Origin of the sequence: Butyricicoccus sp. OF10-2, assembly GCF_003481925.1 — a bacterium.
Lineage (GTDB): Bacteria > Bacillota > Clostridia > Oscillospirales > Butyricicoccaceae > Agathobaculum > Agathobaculum butyriciproducens.
Genome location: NZ_QUMC01000041.1, coordinates 1 through 18,303, shown reverse-complemented (window position 1 = coordinate 18,303; position 18,303 = coordinate 1). Strand labels below are relative to the sequence as shown.

Below are 18,303 nucleotides of genomic sequence, written 5' to 3'. Positions count from 1 at the left end.
ATGCGAACTTGGTCTCGCCGCCAACGGTAAGACGGCAGCCGCCGCACATGCCGGTACCGTCAACCATGATGGTGTTCATGGAAACGATGGTCTTGATGCCGTACGGACGGGTGGTCTCGCAGACAAACTTCATCATAATCATCGGGCCGATGGCGATAACGGCATCGTACTGGTTGCCCGCGTCGATCAGTTCCTTGAGCACCTGTGTAACCAGTGCCTTGCGGCCGTTCGAGCCGTCGTCGGTCACGATGTGCAGGTTGGTGCAGGCGTTCTTCATCTCGTCCTCGAGGATGATGATGTCCTTGTTGCGGAAACCGGCGATCAGGTCAACCTCAGCGCCCATTTCGTGCAGCTTCTTGGCCTGCGGATATGCGATCGCGCAGCCCAGACCGCCGCCGACAACAGCGACCTTCTTGAGACCCTCAAGCTCGCTCGCCTTGCCGAGCGGACCGACAAAATCATGCAGGCAGTCGCCCTCGTTCAGCGCGCCGAGCGCCATCGTCGTTGCGCCGACCTCCTGAAAAATGATGGTGACAGAACCCTTTTCACGGTCAAAATCTGCGATCGTGAGCGGAATACGCTCGCCTTCTGCGCTGACACGCAGGATGATGAACTGACCCGGCTCTGCCTTGCGGGCAACGTGCGGTGCCTCGATCACCATCAGCTTGGTGTTTGCGTTCAGCGTTTGCTTTTTCAAAATCTGATACACTCTTTTTCGTACCTCCTTGCGATTGTCGCATCGAACATTTTACATTATACTGTATCGCTTTAAGCAACGCAAGTGAAAATGAAAAATCAGCAGTAAAAATGGTCAGAATTGATGAAAACACACCTTGTTTGTCAAAAAATTAACTGGTTTGACGAAAGCTTCACAAAGCCGGACGGCAGTAAAACAGCACAATGTCGGTTTTAGGAACCCAGCCGCAGGCTGTGCGCGTGCGTACATGACACCAGCCGTTCTGCTCGCACAGGATGAACAGGCGCGCACCGCTTGCCGCACTGCCGACAATCGGCGCGGAGCGAATCGGATCGGAGCGCAGCAGGAGAAGCGCGCCGCGCGGCTCGGCGCAGGCCGTGCGAAACGCAGGCGATACATATATAACAGGAACAGGGGACATAGGGCACCTCCTTGTGGTTAATGCAGACTATGCTGCAAAAATGCAGAGCGTTAATTGGCAATTAAGGCAACACCGCACAATTAAGACTGCGGTGCTTTGCGGAAATTTTGTGTCCTGACTTTGTTGCAGTTTCACGGTAATACATCAAGTATTACCGCAAAACTGTGCCTCGTCAGTACGCAAAATTTACTCGCAAATCACTCTTGTTCAATTATGCGGTATTGCCTTAACGAATTACCGATTGCTTGTGTCAGGATTACTGAAAAAATAAATGCTTTTCCATAGTTTTTCGCTGAAATTTAGGTTGCATTATTATAGAACGCGCTGTATAATAATCATTGTTTGAAAGAGATGCCCGTTTTGCACGGGTCAAATCGGAAGGAGTTAACACAAATGAAGAAGTTTTCCATTGCTATGCTGAGCATGGTACTGGCAGGTTCTATGCTGCTGACCGGCTGCGGCGGCTCCAAGACCGCTGATTCCAGCAGTGACGCACAGGATTCCACCACCTCTACCTCTGCGGACGGCGGCACGCTGCGCATGGGCACTAACGCTACTTTCCCGCCGTACGAGTTCGTTGGCGACGACGGCAACGTACAGGGCATCGATGCGGACATCGCTGCTGCTATCGCTGACAAGCTGGGCATGAAGCTCGAGATCACCGATATGGAGTTCGATTCCCTGATCCCGGCGCTGCAGAGCGACACCATCGACGTGGCGCTGGCTGGCATGACCGTTACCCCGGATCGTCAGGAGAATGTAGATTTCTCTGATTCCTACGCAAAGGGCGTTCAGGTCATCATCGTTAAGGATGGTTCCGATATCGCTTCTCCGGATGATCTGGAGGGCAAGAACATCGGCGTTCAGACCGGCACCACCGGCGACATCTACTGCACCGGTGACTACGGTCAGGAGCATGTAAAGCAGTTCAACAACGGTCCGCTCGCAGTTGCTGCACTGGTAAATGATCAGATCGACTGCGTTGTTATCGACCAGGAGCCGGCTAAGAACTATGTTGCTGCAAACAGCGGCCTCAAGATCCTCGACACCGCTTACGCTGACGAGGATTACGCGATCGCTATCAAGAAGGGCAACACCGAGCTGCTCGACAAGGTAAACGGCGCTCTGAAGGAGCTCGAGGGTGACGGCACCCTGCAGTCCATCGTTGACAAGTATATCAGCGCTGACTCCGCAGCACAGTAAATCAACAAACGCGTACAAAGGAAGAGGGACGGTTCAGCGCCGCCCCTCTTTTGCAGTAAAATGAAAAGAAAGAGGGGATGACCTGTGAACGGTATTACAATGGACCAGTGGCTGAAAATGGTACCGGATTCGGTTGCCAATCTGCCGGAGGGTCTGCGGAACCTGCTGTTCCAGCTGTACCAGACCTTTATCGCAGCGGACCGCTGGAAATGGTTCCTGAACGGTCTGAAAATCACATTTGCGGTCACGATCGGTGCGCTGATCCTCGGTGTTATCATCGGTCTGCTGATCGCGGTAGTCCGCACGGCGCATGATTCCCGCCGCATGGGCAAAAGCAACATCATTCTGAGCATTCTCAACGCAGTCTGCAAGCTGTATCTGACCGTCATCCGCGGTACGCCTATGATGGTTCAGCTGCTGATCATGGGCTTTGTTATCATGGTGCCTAAGGATGATACAGCGCGTCTGGTGTGCGGTATTGTTACACTGGGCATCAACTCGGGCGCATATGTTGCCGAGATCGTGCGCGGCGGCCTGATGTCGGTCAATCCGGGTCAGATGGAGGCCGGACGTTCGCTCGGCCTGAACTATGCACAGACCATGCGCCTGATCGTCATTCCGCAGGCGATCAAGAACATTCTTCCGGCACTCGGCAATGAGATGATCACCCTGCTGAAGGATACCTCGCTCGTGTCGGTCATCGCGCTGCGCGACGTGACCAAGCAGGCACAGAATATTGTGTCCAATACCTATCAGGCCTATGTGCCGTATGTCAGCCTTGCGATCATCTATCTGGTGCTCGTTATCATCCTGACCAAGCTGCTCGGCATTTTTGAGAGGAGGCTGCGCGAAAGTGATCGACGTTAAAAACCTGCACAAATCCTTTGGCAACCATGAGGTGCTCAAGGGTGTCAACGAGCATATCGAGAAGGGCGAGAAGGTCGTAGTCATCGGCCCGTCCGGCTCGGGCAAGTCCACCTTTCTGCGCTGCCTGAACCTGCTCGAGGAGCCGACCGGCGGCGAAATTATCTTCGAGGGACAGAACATCACCGCCAAGGACACGGATATCAATCTGGTGCGCCGCCGTATGGGCATGGTGTTCCAGCAGTTCAACCTGTTCCCGCACCTGACCGTGCGCGAGAATATCAAGCTGGCACCGGTCAAGCTCAAGGTCATGACCGATGAAGAGGCGGACAAGCGTGCGCTCGAGCTGCTTGCGCGTGTCGGTCTGCCGGATAAGGCGGACAGCTATCCGGCACAGCTTTCCGGCGGTCAGCAGCAGCGTATCGCCATCGCGCGTGCGCTGGCAATGAATCCGGACGTGATGCTGTTCGACGAGCCGACCTCGGCGCTCGACCCGGAAATGGTCGGCGAGGTGCTCGAAATCATGAAGGAACTGGCCGACGACGGCATGACCATGGTCGTTGTTACTCACGAGATGGGTTTTGCCCGCGAGGTTGCAACGCGCGTGCTGTTCATGGACGGCGGCAATATCGTAGAGCAGAACGAGCCGAAGGAGTTCTTCGCAAATCCGCAGCATCCGAGACTGAAGGATTTTCTGTCGAAGGTGCTTTAAGCAAATAAAAAAGGACGCGTGAGCGTCCTTTTTATTTTGCCTGAAATGGGGAATTGAGAATGGAGAATGGAGAATGCCGCTGTCATGGCACAGGCTTCGTTCGCGCAAGGCCGTGAGGGTTTACCATTGCGTGGGCGAACAATGTTCGCCCCTGCGGGATAATTTGTGCAGACCGGATACAAGCGGTGCGCCGAGGTCGGCGCACCCTGCGGCACAACGAGTGCAATTCGCAGTTGCCGTGCAGAATATCCGAGCCAGCGAGTTGCGCGGCACGGGTATCCCCCGGGGGGACCCTCTCTTGCCCTTCGGGCAATTCACCTTGTGTCGCGCCTGCGTAGAGTAGTCGGTATGTGTAGCAGTACGGTATCTGACACTGCGAATTGGCAGAGAAAGACACGGAAGTAGAAATCCTCTGCCGTTCTCCTTTTCGAAGCGGTCACATGTCGGCAATCTGCGCCAGACTAACGAATAAGGGAAAGGTAGGAGTTCAAAGAGGAAGGGCACTCATTTAATCCGCGCACGGCGCGGGAAAAAGGTTTAGCAGCCTACGGGCAAACCGCAGGTTGTCCTTCCTTTTTGCCCCCCGCGGCGGGTGCCGCGCCGCTCCCGCCGTCCGCAGACGGCGAATTCCTCTGCTGAGGTTCAGCGAAAAACTTTCCGCCCGTCAGGGGCGAACCCGCCTGCGGCAGTTCGCGTGCCCCGGTCAGCCGGTGCAGAAAAGGAGCCGCCCGGAAAGGATGAACCGCGTGCGCAGTTTGTGCACCCCGCTCAGCCTGTGCTGAGAAAAACGGCAGCTGCTTTCAGGCAAAAACGAAAGGCAGAAGAAAACTTCTGCCTTTTGTACAAAAATACACTTGACATTCTGTGAAAAATCATGGTATAATAAAACGCTTTATAAAATCGGATACATTATCCGATTCCTAAGTATATGTTAGCACGGTCTGCAAGAAATTGCAAGACCAAGAGCAATATTTTCGCAACGCCGCCGGGCGTATCAACCAACACCAACAGCCGAAAGAAACGGAGTGATCAAAGCACATGAAGGTGAAAGACGTACAGCACGGCAAAACCACACGAAAGAGCTTTGCACGAATCGAAGAGATTCTCGAAATGCCGAATCTCATCGAGGTGCAGAAGAAGTCTTACGAATGGTTCCTGGATCAGGGCCTGCGTGAGGTTTTTGACGATACCGCGTCCATCACGGACTACACCGGAAATCTGGAGCTTTCCTTCCTCGATTTTTCGATGGACGAGGAGCCGAAGTACAGCATTGAGGAGTGCAAGGCACGAGATGCAACGTATGCAACTCCGCTGAAGGTCCGCATGCGTCTGCGCAACAAGGAGACCGGCGAGATCAAGGAGCAGGAAATCTTCATGGGTGATTTCCCGAAGATGACCCACGCCGCTACCTTCATCATCAACGGTGCAGAACGCGCGATCGTATCTCAGCTCGTTCGTTCCCCGGGCGTATACTACGGCAGGGAGCTTGACAAGACCGACAAGGTTCTGCTCTCCGCTACCGTAATCCCGTACCGCGGCGCATGGCTCGAGTACGAGACCGATGCAAACGACGTTTTCTATGTTCGCATTGATAAAAACCGCAAGATTCCGATCACCAGCTTCATCCGTGCCATCGGCGTTAAGACCGATGCCGAGATCAAGGAGCTGTTCGGTGAGGATCCGCTGATCGTTGCAACCCTCGACAAGGACCCAGCGCACACCGCCGAGGAAGCCCTCATCGAGATCTACAAGAAGATGCGTCCGGGTGAGCCGCCCTCTGTGGAGTCGGCTACCTCTCTGATGGACGCCATGTTCTTCGATATGCGCCGCTACGACATTTCCGCGGTCGGCCGCTACAAGTACAACAAGAAGCTGAACATCGCACGCCGCATCACCGGCCACAAGCTGGTAAATGCAGTCGCTGACCCGATGACCGGCGAGGTTCTGGCAGAGGACGGCGAGGTTCTCTCCCGCGAGAAGGCAACCATGATGGCTGCCCGCGGCGTAAACAGCGTTGTGATCGAGTCTGCCGAGGGCACTGCCGTTAAGGTATTCGGCAACGGCATGGTAGACGTAAACGATTTCTCCGACTACCTCGGCGGCGCAACCGCAGAGGATCTGGGCCTCAAGGAGAAGGTTCGCTTCACCGTCCTCAAGGAGATCATCGACTCCGGCGTACAGGGCGACGAGCTGAAGAAGACCGTTAAGGAGCGTCACTTCGATCTGGTTCCGAAGACCATTATCGTTGATGATATGCTCGCTTCCATCTGCTATCTGCTCAACCTCGGTCACGGCATCGGCACGGTTGACGATATCGACCATCTGGGCAACCGCCGTCTGCGCTGCGTAGGCGAGCTGCTGCAGAACCAGTTCCGCATCGGCTTCTCCCGCATGGAGCGCGTTATCCGCGAGCGCATGACCATTCAGGACCTCGACGTTGTTACGCCGCAGTCCTTGATCAACATCCGTCCGGTAACCGCAGCCATCAAGGAGTTCTTCGGTTCTTCTCCGCTGTCCCAGTTCATGGACCAGAACAACCCGCTGGCTGAGCTGACGCACAAGCGCCGTATGTCCGCCCTCGGTCCCGGCGGTCTGTCCCGTGACCGTGCATCCTTCGAGGTTCGAGACGTACACTACTCCCATTACGGCCGTCTGTGCCCGATCGAGACCCCTGAAGGTCCTAACATCGGCCTGATCTCCTATCTGGCAACCTACGCACGCATTAACGACTTCGGCTTTATCGAGGCGCCGTACCGCGTTATCGAAAAGACCAAGGACGAGGAAACCGGCGAGGTCCGCTGCCACGTTACCGACGAGGTTCGCTACATGACCGCAGACGTCGAGGACGAGTACATCGTCTGCCAGGCTACCGAGCCGCTCGACGAGAACAACAACCTCGTAAACGACCGTGTAACCTGCCGTATGCGCGACGAGTTCGTCGAGGTAGACCGCAAGGACGTTGACCTGATGGACGTTTCTCCGCGCATGATGATCTCGGTTGCTACCGCATTCATCCCGTTCCTCGACCATGACGACGCAAACCGCGCACTGATGGGCGCGAACATGCAGCGTCAGGCCGTACCGCTGCTCCGTACCGAGGCTCCAGTCGTTGCAACCGGCATGGAGTACAAGGCAGCTGTTGACTCCGGTACGATTCCGCTGGCAGAGGGTGACGGCGTTGTTACCCGCGTAACCGCCCGTGAGGTTTGCGTACACTATGACAACGGCACCGACAAGACCTATCCGCTGACCAAGTTTATGCGTTCCAACCAGTCCACCTGTATCAACATGCGTCCGATCGTTGATCTGGGCGAGCGTGTCAAGGCAGGCGACGTTCTGTCCGACGGCCCGTCTACCGATCAGGGCGAGGTTGCACTGGGCAAGAATGCCCTCATCGGCTTCATGACCTGGGAAGGCTACAACTACGAGGACGCCGTACTGCTGAACGAGCGTTTGGTACGCGACGACGTTTACACCTCCATCCATATCGAGGAGTACGAGTCCGAATCCCGTGATACCAAGCTCGGACCTGAGGAGATCACCCGCGATATCCCGAACGTCGGCGAGGACGCACTCCGCAACCTCGACGAGCGCGGCATCATCCGTGTCGGCGCTGAGGTTCATGCCGGCGACATCCTGGTCGGCAAGGTTACCCCGAAGGGCGAGACCGAGCTGACCGCAGAGGAGCGCCTGCTCCGCGCGATCTTCGGTGAGAAGGCCCGCGAGGTTCGTGATACCTCTCTGCGTGCGCCGCACGGCGAATCCGGTATCGTTGTAGACGTTAAGGTATTTACCCGCGAGAACGGCGACGAGCTGTCTCCCGGTGTCAACATGGTTGTCCGCGTTTATATCGCGCAGAAGCGCAAGATCTCTGTCGGCGATAAGATGGCAGGCCGTCATGGTAACAAGGGTGTCGTTTCCCGCATTCTGCCGCAGGAGGATATGCCGTTCCTGGAGGATGGCCGTCCGCTCGACATCGTACTGAACCCGTTGGGCGTACCGTCCCGAATGAACATCGGTCAGGTGCTCGAGGTTCACCTTGGCTTCGCAGCTAAGAAGCTCGGCTGGAAGGTCGAGACCCCGGTATTCGACGGCGCAACGCTCGAGGATATCAAGGAGACGCTGGTTGCAGCAGGCGTTAACGAGGACGGCAAGAGCGTCGTATACGACGGCCGTACCGGTGAGAAGTTCGATAACCGCGTAACCGTTGGTTATATGTATTACCTCAAGCTGCATCATCTGGTAGACGATAAGATCCATGCTCGTTCGACCGGCCCGTACTCGCTCGTAACCCAGCAGCCTCTGGGCGGCAAGGCGCAGTTCGGCGGCCAGCGCTTCGGCGAGATGGAAGTTTGGGCGCTGGAAGCATATGGCGCCGCATATACCCTGCAGGAGATCCTGACCGTCAAGTCCGACGATATCACCGGCCGTGTCAAGACCTACGAGGCGATCGTCAAGGGTCACAACGTACCGCAGCCGGGCGTTCCGGAATCCTTCAAGGTACTCACCAAGGAGCTGCAGGCTCTGTGTCTGGATATTCAGGTTCTGGACGAGAACATGGAAGTGATCGAGCTGTCTGAGGACGACGACGAGGAGACCGCTGAGTACACCCGTCCGATGGAGCAGGCTGTCTCCGGCGCGGATGACGAGTTCACCGCAGCAGGCTTCGGCATCAACGATGCCGAGGAAGGCGACACCGATCTCTTTGCACTGGATAACCCCGCCGAGGATGGCGGTGACGATGCCGAAGGTGATTTCGACGACGGTCTGGGCGAATAAGGCTGAGCGTAAGTGAAATCATCTGTGAATAGGGAAGGAGCATCTTAAAATATATGGGATATCATACGTTTAACGCCATTAAGATCGGTCTGGCTTCGCCCGAGCTGATCCGCCAGTGGTCTTACGGCGAGGTAAAGAAGCCCGAAACCATTAACTACCGTACGCTCAAGCCGGAACGCGATGGCCTGTTCTGCGAGCGTATCTTTGGACCGACCAAGGACTGGGAGTGCCACTGCGGCAAGTACAAGAAGGTCCGCTTCAAGGGCAAGATCTGCGACAAGTGCGGCGTTGAGGTCACCAAGGCCAAGGTCCGTCGCGAGCGCATGGGCCACATTGAGCTGGCAGCGCCGGTATCGCACATCTGGTACTTCAAGGGCATCCCGTCCCGCATGGGCCTGATCCTTGATATCAGCCCGCGTGTACTGGAGAAGGTCCTGTACTTTGCAAACTATATCGTAATCGATCCGGGCGACACGCCGCTGATGAAGAAGCAGATCCTGACCGAGGCTGAGTACCGCGACATGCGTGAAAAGTACGACGAGGACTTCCGTGCCGGCATGGGCGCGGAGTCCATCAAGGAGCTGCTCGCAGAGCTGGACCTCGACCAGCTCTCCAAGGAGCTGACCGCAGAGCTGCGTGAGGCTTCCGGCCAGAAGCGCCTGCGCATCATCAAGCGCCTCGAGGTCGTTGAGTCGTTCCGTCTGTCGCACAACCGCCCGGAGTGGATGATCATGGACGTTGTTCCGGTCATCCCGCCGGAAATCCGCCCGATGGTACAGCTGGACGGCGGCCGCTTCGCAACGAGCGACCTGAACGACCTGTACCGCCGCGTCATCAACCGCAACAACCGCCTCAAGCGCCTGCTCGAGCTGGGTGCGCCGGACATCATCGTGCGCAACGAGAAGCGCATGCTGCAGGAGGCTGTTGACGCCCTGATCGATAACGGCCGCCGCGGCCGTCCGGTCACCGGCCCGAACAACCGTGCACTCAAGTCTCTGTCCGACATGCTGAAGGGCAAGCAGGGCCGTTTCCGTCAGAACCTGCTCGGCAAGCGAGTTGACTACTCCGGCCGTTCGGTTATCGTCGTAGGCCCGGATCTGAAGATCTATCAGTGCGGTCTGCCGAAGGAAATGGCACTCGAGCTGTTCAAGCCGTTCGTTATGAAGAAGCTGGTTGAGGACGGCACCGCACAGAACATCAAGTCTGCCAAGAAGATGGTAGAGCGCGCAAAGCCCGAGGTATGGGACGTGCTCGAGGGCATCATCAAGGGTCATCCGGTTATGCTGAACCGTGCACCGACCCTGCACCGTCTGGGCATTCAGGCGTTCGAGCCGGTCCTCGTAGAAGGCCGTGCGATCCGCCTGCATCCGCTGGTATGTACCGCATTCAACGCCGACTTCGACGGCGACCAGATGGCAGTTCACGTTCCGCTGTCCGCAGAGGCACAGGCTGAGGCCCGTCTGCTGATGCTGTCCGCGAACAACCTGCTCAAGCCGCAGGACGGCAAGCCGGTTACCATTCCGTCTCAGGATATGGTCCTCGGCTCCTACTACCTGACCATCGACCGCGATACCGAGCCGGGCGCCGGCAAGGTATTCCGCAACGTGGACGAGGCGCTGATGGCGTACAACGAGGGTATCGTTGGCATTCACGCGCCGATCAAGGTTCGTCTGTCCAAGGAAGTAAACGGCAAGACCGAGTCCGCTATCGTAGACGCGACCCCGGGCCGTCTGATCTTCAACGAGCGCATCCCGCAGGATCTCGGCTTTGTTGACCGCTCGGATCCGTCCAAGAAGTTTGATCTTGAGATCATGTTCACCTGCGGCAAGAAGGAGCTTGGCAAGATCATTGACAAGTGTATCCGCGTACACGGCTTCCACATCACCGCTGAGGTGCTCGACTCCATCAAGGCGATGGGCTACAAGTACTCCACTAAGGGTGCGCTGACCGTAGCCGTAGCCGACATGCTCGTGCCGGAAGGCAAGGACGAGATGATCCGCGAGTCCGAGAAGAAGGTTGCCAAGATCGACCGCAAGTACAAGCGCGGCTTTATCACCGATCAGGAGCGCTACCGTCTGACCGTAGCCGAGTGGGAAGAGACCACCAAGAAGGTTACCGCAAAGCTGCAGGCCAACATGAAGGAGCAGCGCTACAACCCGATTCACATGATGGCTGATTCCGGTGCCCGTGGTTCTATCAACCAGATCCGTCAGCTGGCCGGTATGCGAGGCCTGATGGCATCCGCCTCCGGTAAGACCATCGAAATCCCGATCAAGTCCAACTTCCGTGAAGGCCTGACCGTACTCGAATACTTCATCGCTGCCCGCGGTGCTCGAAAGGGCATGGCCGATACCGCACTGCGTACCGCTGACTCGGGTTACCTGACCCGCCGTCTGGTAGACGTTTCTCAGGACGTTATCATCCGCGAGGACGACTGTGGCGCAACCAAGGGTATCTGGGTAGAGGATATCAAGGAAGGCAACCAGATCATCGAGCCGCTGCGCGAGCGTCTGCTCGGCCGCTTCCCGGTTGACGATATCGTAAATCCGGAGACCGGTGAGGTTATCGTACCGAAGAGCAAGATGATGACTGAGCTGACGCCGATGCGGTTGTCGGCGCCGGCATCACCCGCGTTCAGATCCGCTCCGTGCTCGAGTGCCGTGCCCGCAAGGGTGTCTGCGCGCACTGCTACGGCATCAACCTTGCAATGGGCACGCCGGTCGGCAAGGGCGAGGCTGTCGGTATCATCGCAGCACAGTCCATCGGCGAGCCGGGTACCCAGCTTACTATGCGTACCTTCCATACCGGCGGTGTCGCAGGTTCGGATATTACGCAGGGTCTTCCGCGAGTTGAGGAGCTGTTCGAGGCCCGCAAGCCGAAGAAGGCTGCAACGCTGGCCGAGATCGGCGGCATGGTCTCCATCGAGGAGTCCAAGCGCACCACCGTCAAGACCGTCAACATCGTCAACCCGCAGACCGGCGATATGCGTTCCTACCAGCTGGCTTCGTCCTCCGGTATCCGCGTAACCGACGGTCAGGAAGTCCCGCAGGGCTTCCAGCTGAACGAAGGCTCGCTCAACCCGCATGACATTCTGCGTATCCTCGATCCTCGCGCCGTTCACGACTACGAGATCAAGGAAGTTCAGAAGGTTTACCGTCAGCAGGGCGTAGATATCAACGATAAGCATATCGAGGTTATCGTTCGTCAGATGATGCGCAAGGTTCGCGTTGAGGACGCGGGCGACGCTGAGGTTCTGCCGGGTTCTGTTATGGACTGGCTCGAGTTCGAGGATTACAACAACAAGGTGCAGGCACGCATCGACGCCGGCGAGGAAGGTCTCCGTCTGGCTGTTGCGGAGCCGACCCTCATGGGTATCACCAAGGCATCCCTCGCAACCGATTCCTGGATGTCCGCTGCATCCTTCCAGGAGACTACCCGCGTGCTGACCGACGCCGCAATCAAGGGCAAGGTCGATCCGCTGATGGGTCTGAAGGAGAACGTAATCATCGGCAAGCTGATTCCGGCCGGCTCGGGTGTGTCCGATTACTGCACCGGTCACTACGAGCAGACTGTAAATCTCGACTGATTTGCAGAAAGCCGAAAACGCTGTATAGATTAAGTAAAACAGGGGAACACTGTAAGGTGTTCTCCTGTTTTTGCTTGTGCCGAATGGAAAATTGAGAATGGAGAATTACCGTGACGGTTTACGATGTTTCTCCGTTTCAATTTTATGCTGAATGGATACCGTATCTATCCGGTCTGTACAATCTGCCCCGTAGGGGCGAACATTGTTCGCCCGCAAACCGATAACGACAGGCACATATTTATTGGTAAACCGTTTGCATAATGTTATCCCCGTAGGGGAGGCCATTGGCCTCCTGCGCTATGGTTAAACGGATGCGTGGGCGAGCACTGCTCGCCCCTACGGGATAACGTGTACCAATCGTTAGAAACGGTGCGCCGAGGTCGTCGCACCCTACGGTATAGCGTAATCATTGAATGTATCCTGCGGAAACTCCTTTTGCCAGGTGTCAAATTTGTCTGGAAAAGAAAAATCTCGTAAAAAATAAAAAATTTCGAGAAAACACTTGACAACAGGGGGACAAACCCGTATACTATGGGAGTATGCCGTATAGGAGGAATATTATGCTTTCAGAACTTCACACGGCGCACAAGGTGATCGGTGTAAAGCAGTCGAAAAAAGCGATTCGGGATGGCGCAGCCGCACAGGTCTTTGTTGCGCTGGACGCAGAAAAACGAGTCGTCGGACCGATTTATGAGCTTTGCAGTGAACACGGTATGGAAGTTACCGAGGTCACCACGATGACGGAGCTCGGCGATGCGGTCGGCATTGATGTCGGCGCGGCAGTAGTCGTTGTTCTGCACTGATTTTTCTTTGTTGAATTGCGCAAAACGCGCTTTTCATAAATATCTTTGAAAGAAGGAGGAAATAAAATGCCAACTTTTAACCAACTCGTCCGTAAGGGTCGTGAGGCAGTCGTTACCAAGTCTACGGCACCGGCTCTTCAGGTAGGCTACAACTCTCAGAAGAAGAAGGCTACCGATCAGTCCGCTCCGCAGAAGCGCGGCGTTTGCACCACGGTTAAGACCATGACCCCGAAGAAGCCGAACTCTGCTCTTCGTAAGGTAGCTCGTGTAAAGCTGACCAACCAGATGGAAGTTTCCGCTTACATCCCCGGTGAAGGCCACAACCTGCAGGAGCACTCTGTAGTTATGGTTCGCGGCGGTCGTGTAAAGGACCTTCCTGGTGTTCGTTACCACATCATCCGTGGTACTCTGGATACCCAGGGTGTTGCTAACCGTCGTCAGGCTCGTTCCAAGTACGGCGCTAAGCGCCCGAAGGCAGGCAAGTAATCTGCGCCTGATGGCGTGATACTGCGTTGCGGACTCCTTTGCGTACCTTTGTACGCGGCAGTCGTCCGCGCCTTGTCTCACACCACCATGCTTGATTACTCCTGTACCGTTACCTTGCAAATAAGGAAACGGAAGGCAAGGAGCCAACCCACAAGGTTTTGCGAGAAAGTTATTTTTCAGCAAAGCAGCTATGCTTTGTCTGAGGCATTTTAGTTCCGATTGCATAAATCGGGCCTTTACCTCGGACAGGCATGAACAACGGCGGTCAAAGATCCGCCGAAGTACCTATGAAATCAAATATTTTTGAAGGAGGGAAGTAAAGTGCCAAGAAGAGGTAATGTCCCCAAGAGAGACGTTCTGCCCGATCCGCTTTATAATTCCAAGCTCGTCACCAAGCTGGTAAACTCTATCATGCTCGACGGCAAGAAGGGCGTTTCGCAGAAGGTTGTTTATGGTGCTTTCGATATCGTTCGTGAAAAGACCGGTCGTGAACCGCTGGAGGTTTTCACCGAGGCTATGGAAAACATCATGCCGACCCTGGAAGTTAAGGCTCGCCGTGTAGGCGGCGCTACCTACCAGGTGCCGATGGAAGTTCGCCCGGAGCGTCGTCAGACCCTGGGCCTGCGTTGGATCACCAAGTACTCCCGCGCTCGTTCTGAAAAGACCATGCGTGAGCGTCTGGCAGGCGAGATCCTGGACGCTTGCAACAATCTGGGCGGTGCTGTTAAGAAGCGCGAGGATACCCACAAGATGGCAGAGGCGAACAAGGCGTTCGCACACTACCGCTATTAATCTGTCGGTTTCCGCATAACGCTTTGAAAGGAGAGCAATATGCCTAGAGAATATTCCCTGGAAAGAACCAGAAATATCGGCATCATGGCGCACATCGACGCCGGTAAGACCACTACCACCGAGCGTATTCTGTATTACACCGGTGTAAACCATAAGATCGGCGATACCCACGACGGTACCGCTACCATGGACTGGATGGAGCAGGAGCAGGAGCGTGGTATCACCATCACCTCCGCAGCTACCACCTGCCACTGGTCCGGCTCTACTCATCAGTTCCCGGAGCATCGTATCAACATCATCGACACCCCGGGCCACGTTGACTTTACCGTAGAGGTAGAGCGCTCCCTGCGTGTACTGGACGGTTCCGTAACCGTATTCTGTGCAAAGGGCGGCGTTGAGCCGCAGTCTGAGACCGTTTGGCATCAGGCTGACAAGTACAAGGTTCCGCGTATGGCGTTCGTAAACAAGATGGACATCATGGGTGCTGACTTCTACAACGTAGTCAACATGATGAAGGATCGTCTGAAGTGCAACGCTGTTCCGGTTCAGCTGCCGATCGGCTCTGAGGATACCTTCAAGGGTATCATCGACCTGATCACCATGCGCGCTGAGGTTTACTACGATGACCTCGGCAAGGATATCCGCGATGAGGATATTCCGGCTGACATGATGGAGAAGGCTCAGCAGTACCACGACGAACTGTGGGAGCACGTTGCTGAGCTGGACGAGGACCTCATGATGAAGTACCTCGAGGGCGAAGAGCTGACCATTCCGGAAGTTAAGGCTGCAATCCGCAAGGGCTGTATCGCCAACGAAATCGTTCCGGTACTCTGCGGCACCGCATACCGCAACAAGGGCGTACAGCCGCTGCTGGACGCTGTTATCGAATACATGCCGGCTCCGACCGACATCCCGGACATCAAGGGTGTAAACCCGCAGACCGACGAGGAGGATTCCCGTCCGTCTTCTGATGATGCGCCGTTCTCCGCGCTGGCGTTCAAGATCGCTACCGACCCGTTCGTTGGCCGTCTGACGTTCTTCCGCGTATACTCCGGCACCATCACCGCTGGTTCCTCCGTACTGAATGCTACCAAGGATCAGCGCGAGCGTCTGGGCCGTATTCTGCAGATGCACGCTAACCACCGTCAGGATATCGACTGCGTATATTCCGGCGATATCGCTGCGGGCATCGGCTTTAAGAACACCACCACCGGCGATACGCTGTGTGATGAGAAGCACCCGATCATCCTCGAGTCTATGGAGTTCCCGGACCCGGTTATCCGTGTTGCGATCGAGCCGAAGACCAAGGCTGGTCAGGAGAAGATGGGTATTGCGCTGGCTAAGCTGGCAGAAGAGGACCCGACCTTCAAGACCTACACCGATGAAGAGACCGGCCAGACCATTATCGCTGGTATGGGCGAGCTTCATCTGGAGATCATCGTTGACCGTCTGCTGCGCGAGTTCAAGGTAGAGGCTAACGTAGGTTCTCCTCAGGTTGCTTACAAGGAGACCATCCGCCGCTCCGCTGACGTTGATCAGAAGTACGCTCGTCAGTCCGGTGGTAAGGGCCAGTACGGCCATGTTAAGATCATCGTTGAGCCGAACGAGTCCGGCAAGGGCTACGAGTTCATCAACAAGATCGTTGGCGGTGCTATCCCGAAGGAATATATCGAGCCTGTTAATCAGGGTATCCAGGGCGCTATGCAGTCTGGTATCCTCGCAGGCTACCCGGTTGTTGACGTTAAGGTAACCCTGTATGATGGCTCTTACCACGAAGTCGACTCCTCTGAGATGGCGTTCAAGATCGCTGGTTCTATGGCGTTCAAGGAAGCCATGAAGAAGGCTGATCCGGTTCTGATGGAGCCGATCATGCAGGTTGACGTAATGGTACCGGAGGAGTACATGGGCGACGTTATCGGCGACCTGAACTCCCGTCGTGGCCAGATCCAGGGCATGGAGCCGCGCGGCGGCGTACAGGCTATCTCTGCCGGCGTTCCGCTGAGCGAGATGTTCGGTTACGCAACTGCTCTGCGTTCCCGCACCCAGGGCCGTGGTCAGTACACCATGCAGCCGAGCCACTACACTGAAGTGCCGAAGAGCATTCAGGAGAAGATCATCGACAACCGTAACAAAAACAACGACTAAAATCTGCTGCACCCTATTGCATTTTTTCTCGAAATGCAGTAAAATAAATGCAACATGACTTTTAATTCATTTTACGAGGAGGATATCCACAATGGCAAAGGAAAAATTTGACCGTTCTCTGCCGCACGTTAACATTGGCACCATCGGCACGTTGACCACGGCAAGACCACTCTGACCGCTGCAATCACCAAGGTTCTGGCTCTCGAGGGCGATGCTGAGTATCAGGCATACGACGCAATCGACAAGGCTCCGGAGGAGAAGGAGCGCGGCATTACCATCAACACCGCACACGTTGAGTATCACACCGCTAAGCGTCACTACGCTCACGTTGACTGCCCGGGCCATGCCGACTACGTTAAGAACATGATCACCGGCGCTGCTCAGATGGACGGTGCTATCCTGGTTGTATCCGCTGCTGACGGCCCGATGCCGCAGACCCGCGAGCACATCCTGCTGTCCCGTCAGGTAGGCGTTCCGTATATCGTTGTCTTCATGAACAAGGCTGATCAGGTAGACGACGAGGAGTTGCTCGACCTGGTTGAGATGGAGATCCGTGAGCTGCTGTCCTCTTACGATTTCCCGGGCGACGACGTTCCGGTAATCCGTGGTTCCGCTCTGAACGTTCTGACCTGCGACTCCAAGGATCCGAACGCTCCGGAGTACAAGTGCATCCACGAGCTGATGGACGCTGTTGACTCTTATATCCCGACCCCGGACCGTGCTGCTGATAAGCCGTTCATCATGCCGGTCGAGGACGTATTCTCCATCACCGGTCGTGGTACCGTAGCTACCGGCCGTGTAGAGCGTGGCCAGCTGAAGATGGGCGAGGAAGTTGAGATCGTTGGTCTGATGGACGCTCCGCGCAAGACCGTTGTAACCGGTATCGAGATGTTCCGCAAGCTGCTGGACTACGCTGAGGCTGGCGACAACATCGGCGCTCTGCTCCGCGGCATCCAGAAGAACGAGGTTGAGCGTGGCCAGGTTCTGGCTAAGCCGGGCTCCATTCACCCGCACACCAAGTTCCACGGTCAGGTATACGTTCTGAAGAAGGAAGAGGGCGGCCGTCATACTCCGTTCTTCAACAACTACCGTCCGCAGTTCTACTTCCGTACCACCGACGTTACTGGCGTTATCACTCTGCCGGAAGGCACTGAGATGTGCATGCCGGGCGATAACGTTGAGATGGACGTTGAGCTGATCACCCCGATCGCTATCGAGGAAGGCCTGCGTTTCGCTATCCGTGAGGGTGGCCGCACCGTAGGTTCCGGCGTCGTAACCGCTATCAACGCTTAATTTCAGTTAAGCAATAGCATAACGCAATTTACAAGCTCCCATGCTTCGGCATGGGAGCTTTTTTTGTGCGTAAAATCCTCTTTCCTGCGCATACTATGCGAAGGAGGGATGCAATTATGTCGGAAAATCACGAAAACCGCTATCAGCTCCGGGCCGCCGCGAAGGCGTTCGAGTGGCTGCGCCGCAGCAAACCGGCAGTGGCCGCGAGGGAACAGGAAAAGATGAGCGAGGGTATCTCGCTGCCGCCCAATGAACGGGATTGCGGAACCGCCTGTTCCATGCAGGGCACCGATCGGGAAACGCTCAACGAGTGGTGCAAAGAGCACGAAACCTGAAAAAGAGACGCGAAAGCGTCTCTTTTGAGGCTGTCGAAAAACTATCGTTTTCCGAGCAGCCTCTCGCTCGAAACCACGCTTTCGAGCGAATACTGAAGAAAAACCGCGCCCTACGGGCACATTTTTTCTTCCCTTGTATAAATTCCGAGATACATGCTCCCGGAATTTATGAATTTGCTTCGCAAAT

At 55.9% G+C, this 18,303-nt stretch carries 11 protein-coding genes and 2 pseudogenes; 11 read left to right on the top strand and 2 right to left on the bottom strand.

Going from position 1 to position 18,303, the window contains the following annotated elements; translation table 11 throughout:
- Window positions 1–709, bottom strand: a 709-nt coding sequence (locus DXB00_RS15100) for a sulfide/dihydroorotate dehydrogenase-like FAD/NAD-binding protein (protein WP_147359230.1), incomplete at its 3' end; no start/stop codon positions are given.
- Window positions 710–869: 160 nt separating this feature from the next.
- Entirely contained in the window at window positions 870–1,118 is a 249-nt protein-coding gene (locus DXB00_RS15095; protein WP_118729553.1) for an SH3 domain-containing protein, read from the bottom strand.
- 393 nt (window positions 1,119–1,511) lie between these two features.
- Between DXB00_RS15095 and DXB00_RS15090 the strand changes: the two genes are divergently transcribed.
- The 11 genes and pseudogenes from DXB00_RS15090 to DXB00_RS15040 all read left to right on the top strand — a co-directional run bounded on the left by DXB00_RS15090 (window position 1,512) and on the right by DXB00_RS15040 (window position 18,116).
- Window positions 1,512–2,321 carry a basic amino acid ABC transporter substrate-binding protein gene (locus DXB00_RS15090; protein ID WP_118285317.1) on the top strand — a complete coding sequence of 270 codons (810 nt, stop codon included), beginning with the start codon at window positions 1,512–1,514 and terminating at the stop codon, window positions 2,319–2,321.
- A 117-nt stretch (window positions 2,322–2,438) separates the two neighbouring features.
- Window positions 2,439–3,188 carry an amino acid ABC transporter permease gene (locus DXB00_RS15085; protein ID WP_118729556.1) on the top strand — a complete coding sequence of 250 codons (750 nt, stop codon included), beginning with the start codon at window positions 2,439–2,441 and terminating at the stop codon, window positions 3,186–3,188.
- Complete coding sequence (locus tag DXB00_RS15080) at window positions 3,175–3,897, top strand: amino acid ABC transporter ATP-binding protein (protein WP_110436534.1); 723 nt, start codon at window positions 3,175–3,177, stop codon at window positions 3,895–3,897. Before DXB00_RS15085 ends, DXB00_RS15080 begins: the two co-directional genes overlap by 14 nt.
- A gap of 1,038 nt (window positions 3,898–4,935) precedes the next feature.
- Window positions 4,936–8,676, top strand: coding sequence for a DNA-directed RNA polymerase subunit beta (gene rpoB, locus DXB00_RS15075; RefSeq protein ID WP_119215133.1), 3,741 nt, complete (start codon window positions 4,936–4,938; stop codon window positions 8,674–8,676).
- Between the two features lie 53 nt (window positions 8,677–8,729).
- Window positions 8,730–12,262 (top strand): annotated as a pseudogene (rpoC, locus tag DXB00_RS15070) (DNA-directed RNA polymerase subunit beta').
- Window positions 12,263–12,822: 560 nt separating this feature from the next.
- On the top strand, window positions 12,823–13,065 hold the full coding sequence (locus DXB00_RS15065; RefSeq protein WP_110436537.1) for a ribosomal L7Ae/L30e/S12e/Gadd45 family protein: 243 nt from the start codon (window positions 12,823–12,825) through the stop codon (window positions 13,063–13,065).
- A gap of 66 nt (window positions 13,066–13,131) precedes the next feature.
- Window positions 13,132–13,551, top strand: coding sequence for a 30S ribosomal protein S12 (gene rpsL / locus DXB00_RS15060; protein ID WP_110436538.1), 420 nt, complete (start codon window positions 13,132–13,134; stop codon window positions 13,549–13,551).
- Between the two features lie 321 nt (window positions 13,552–13,872).
- On the top strand, window positions 13,873–14,343 hold the full coding sequence (gene rpsG, locus DXB00_RS15055) for a 30S ribosomal protein S7 (RefSeq protein ID WP_181967828.1): 471 nt from the start codon (window positions 13,873–13,875) through the stop codon (window positions 14,341–14,343).
- Window positions 14,344–14,382: 39 nt separating this feature from the next.
- A complete protein-coding gene (gene fusA / locus DXB00_RS15050; protein ID WP_119215132.1) occupies window positions 14,383–16,488 on the top strand; it encodes an elongation factor G in 2,106 nt (701 codons plus the stop codon).
- Between the two features lie 91 nt (window positions 16,489–16,579).
- A pseudogene (tuf, locus tag DXB00_RS15045) lies at window positions 16,580–17,781 on the top strand (elongation factor Tu).
- Window positions 17,782–17,897: 116 nt separating this feature from the next.
- Complete coding sequence (locus tag DXB00_RS15040; protein ID WP_110436542.1) at window positions 17,898–18,116, top strand: hypothetical protein; 219 nt, start codon at window positions 17,898–17,900, stop codon at window positions 18,114–18,116.
- Window positions 18,117–18,303 lie beyond the last annotated feature (187 nt).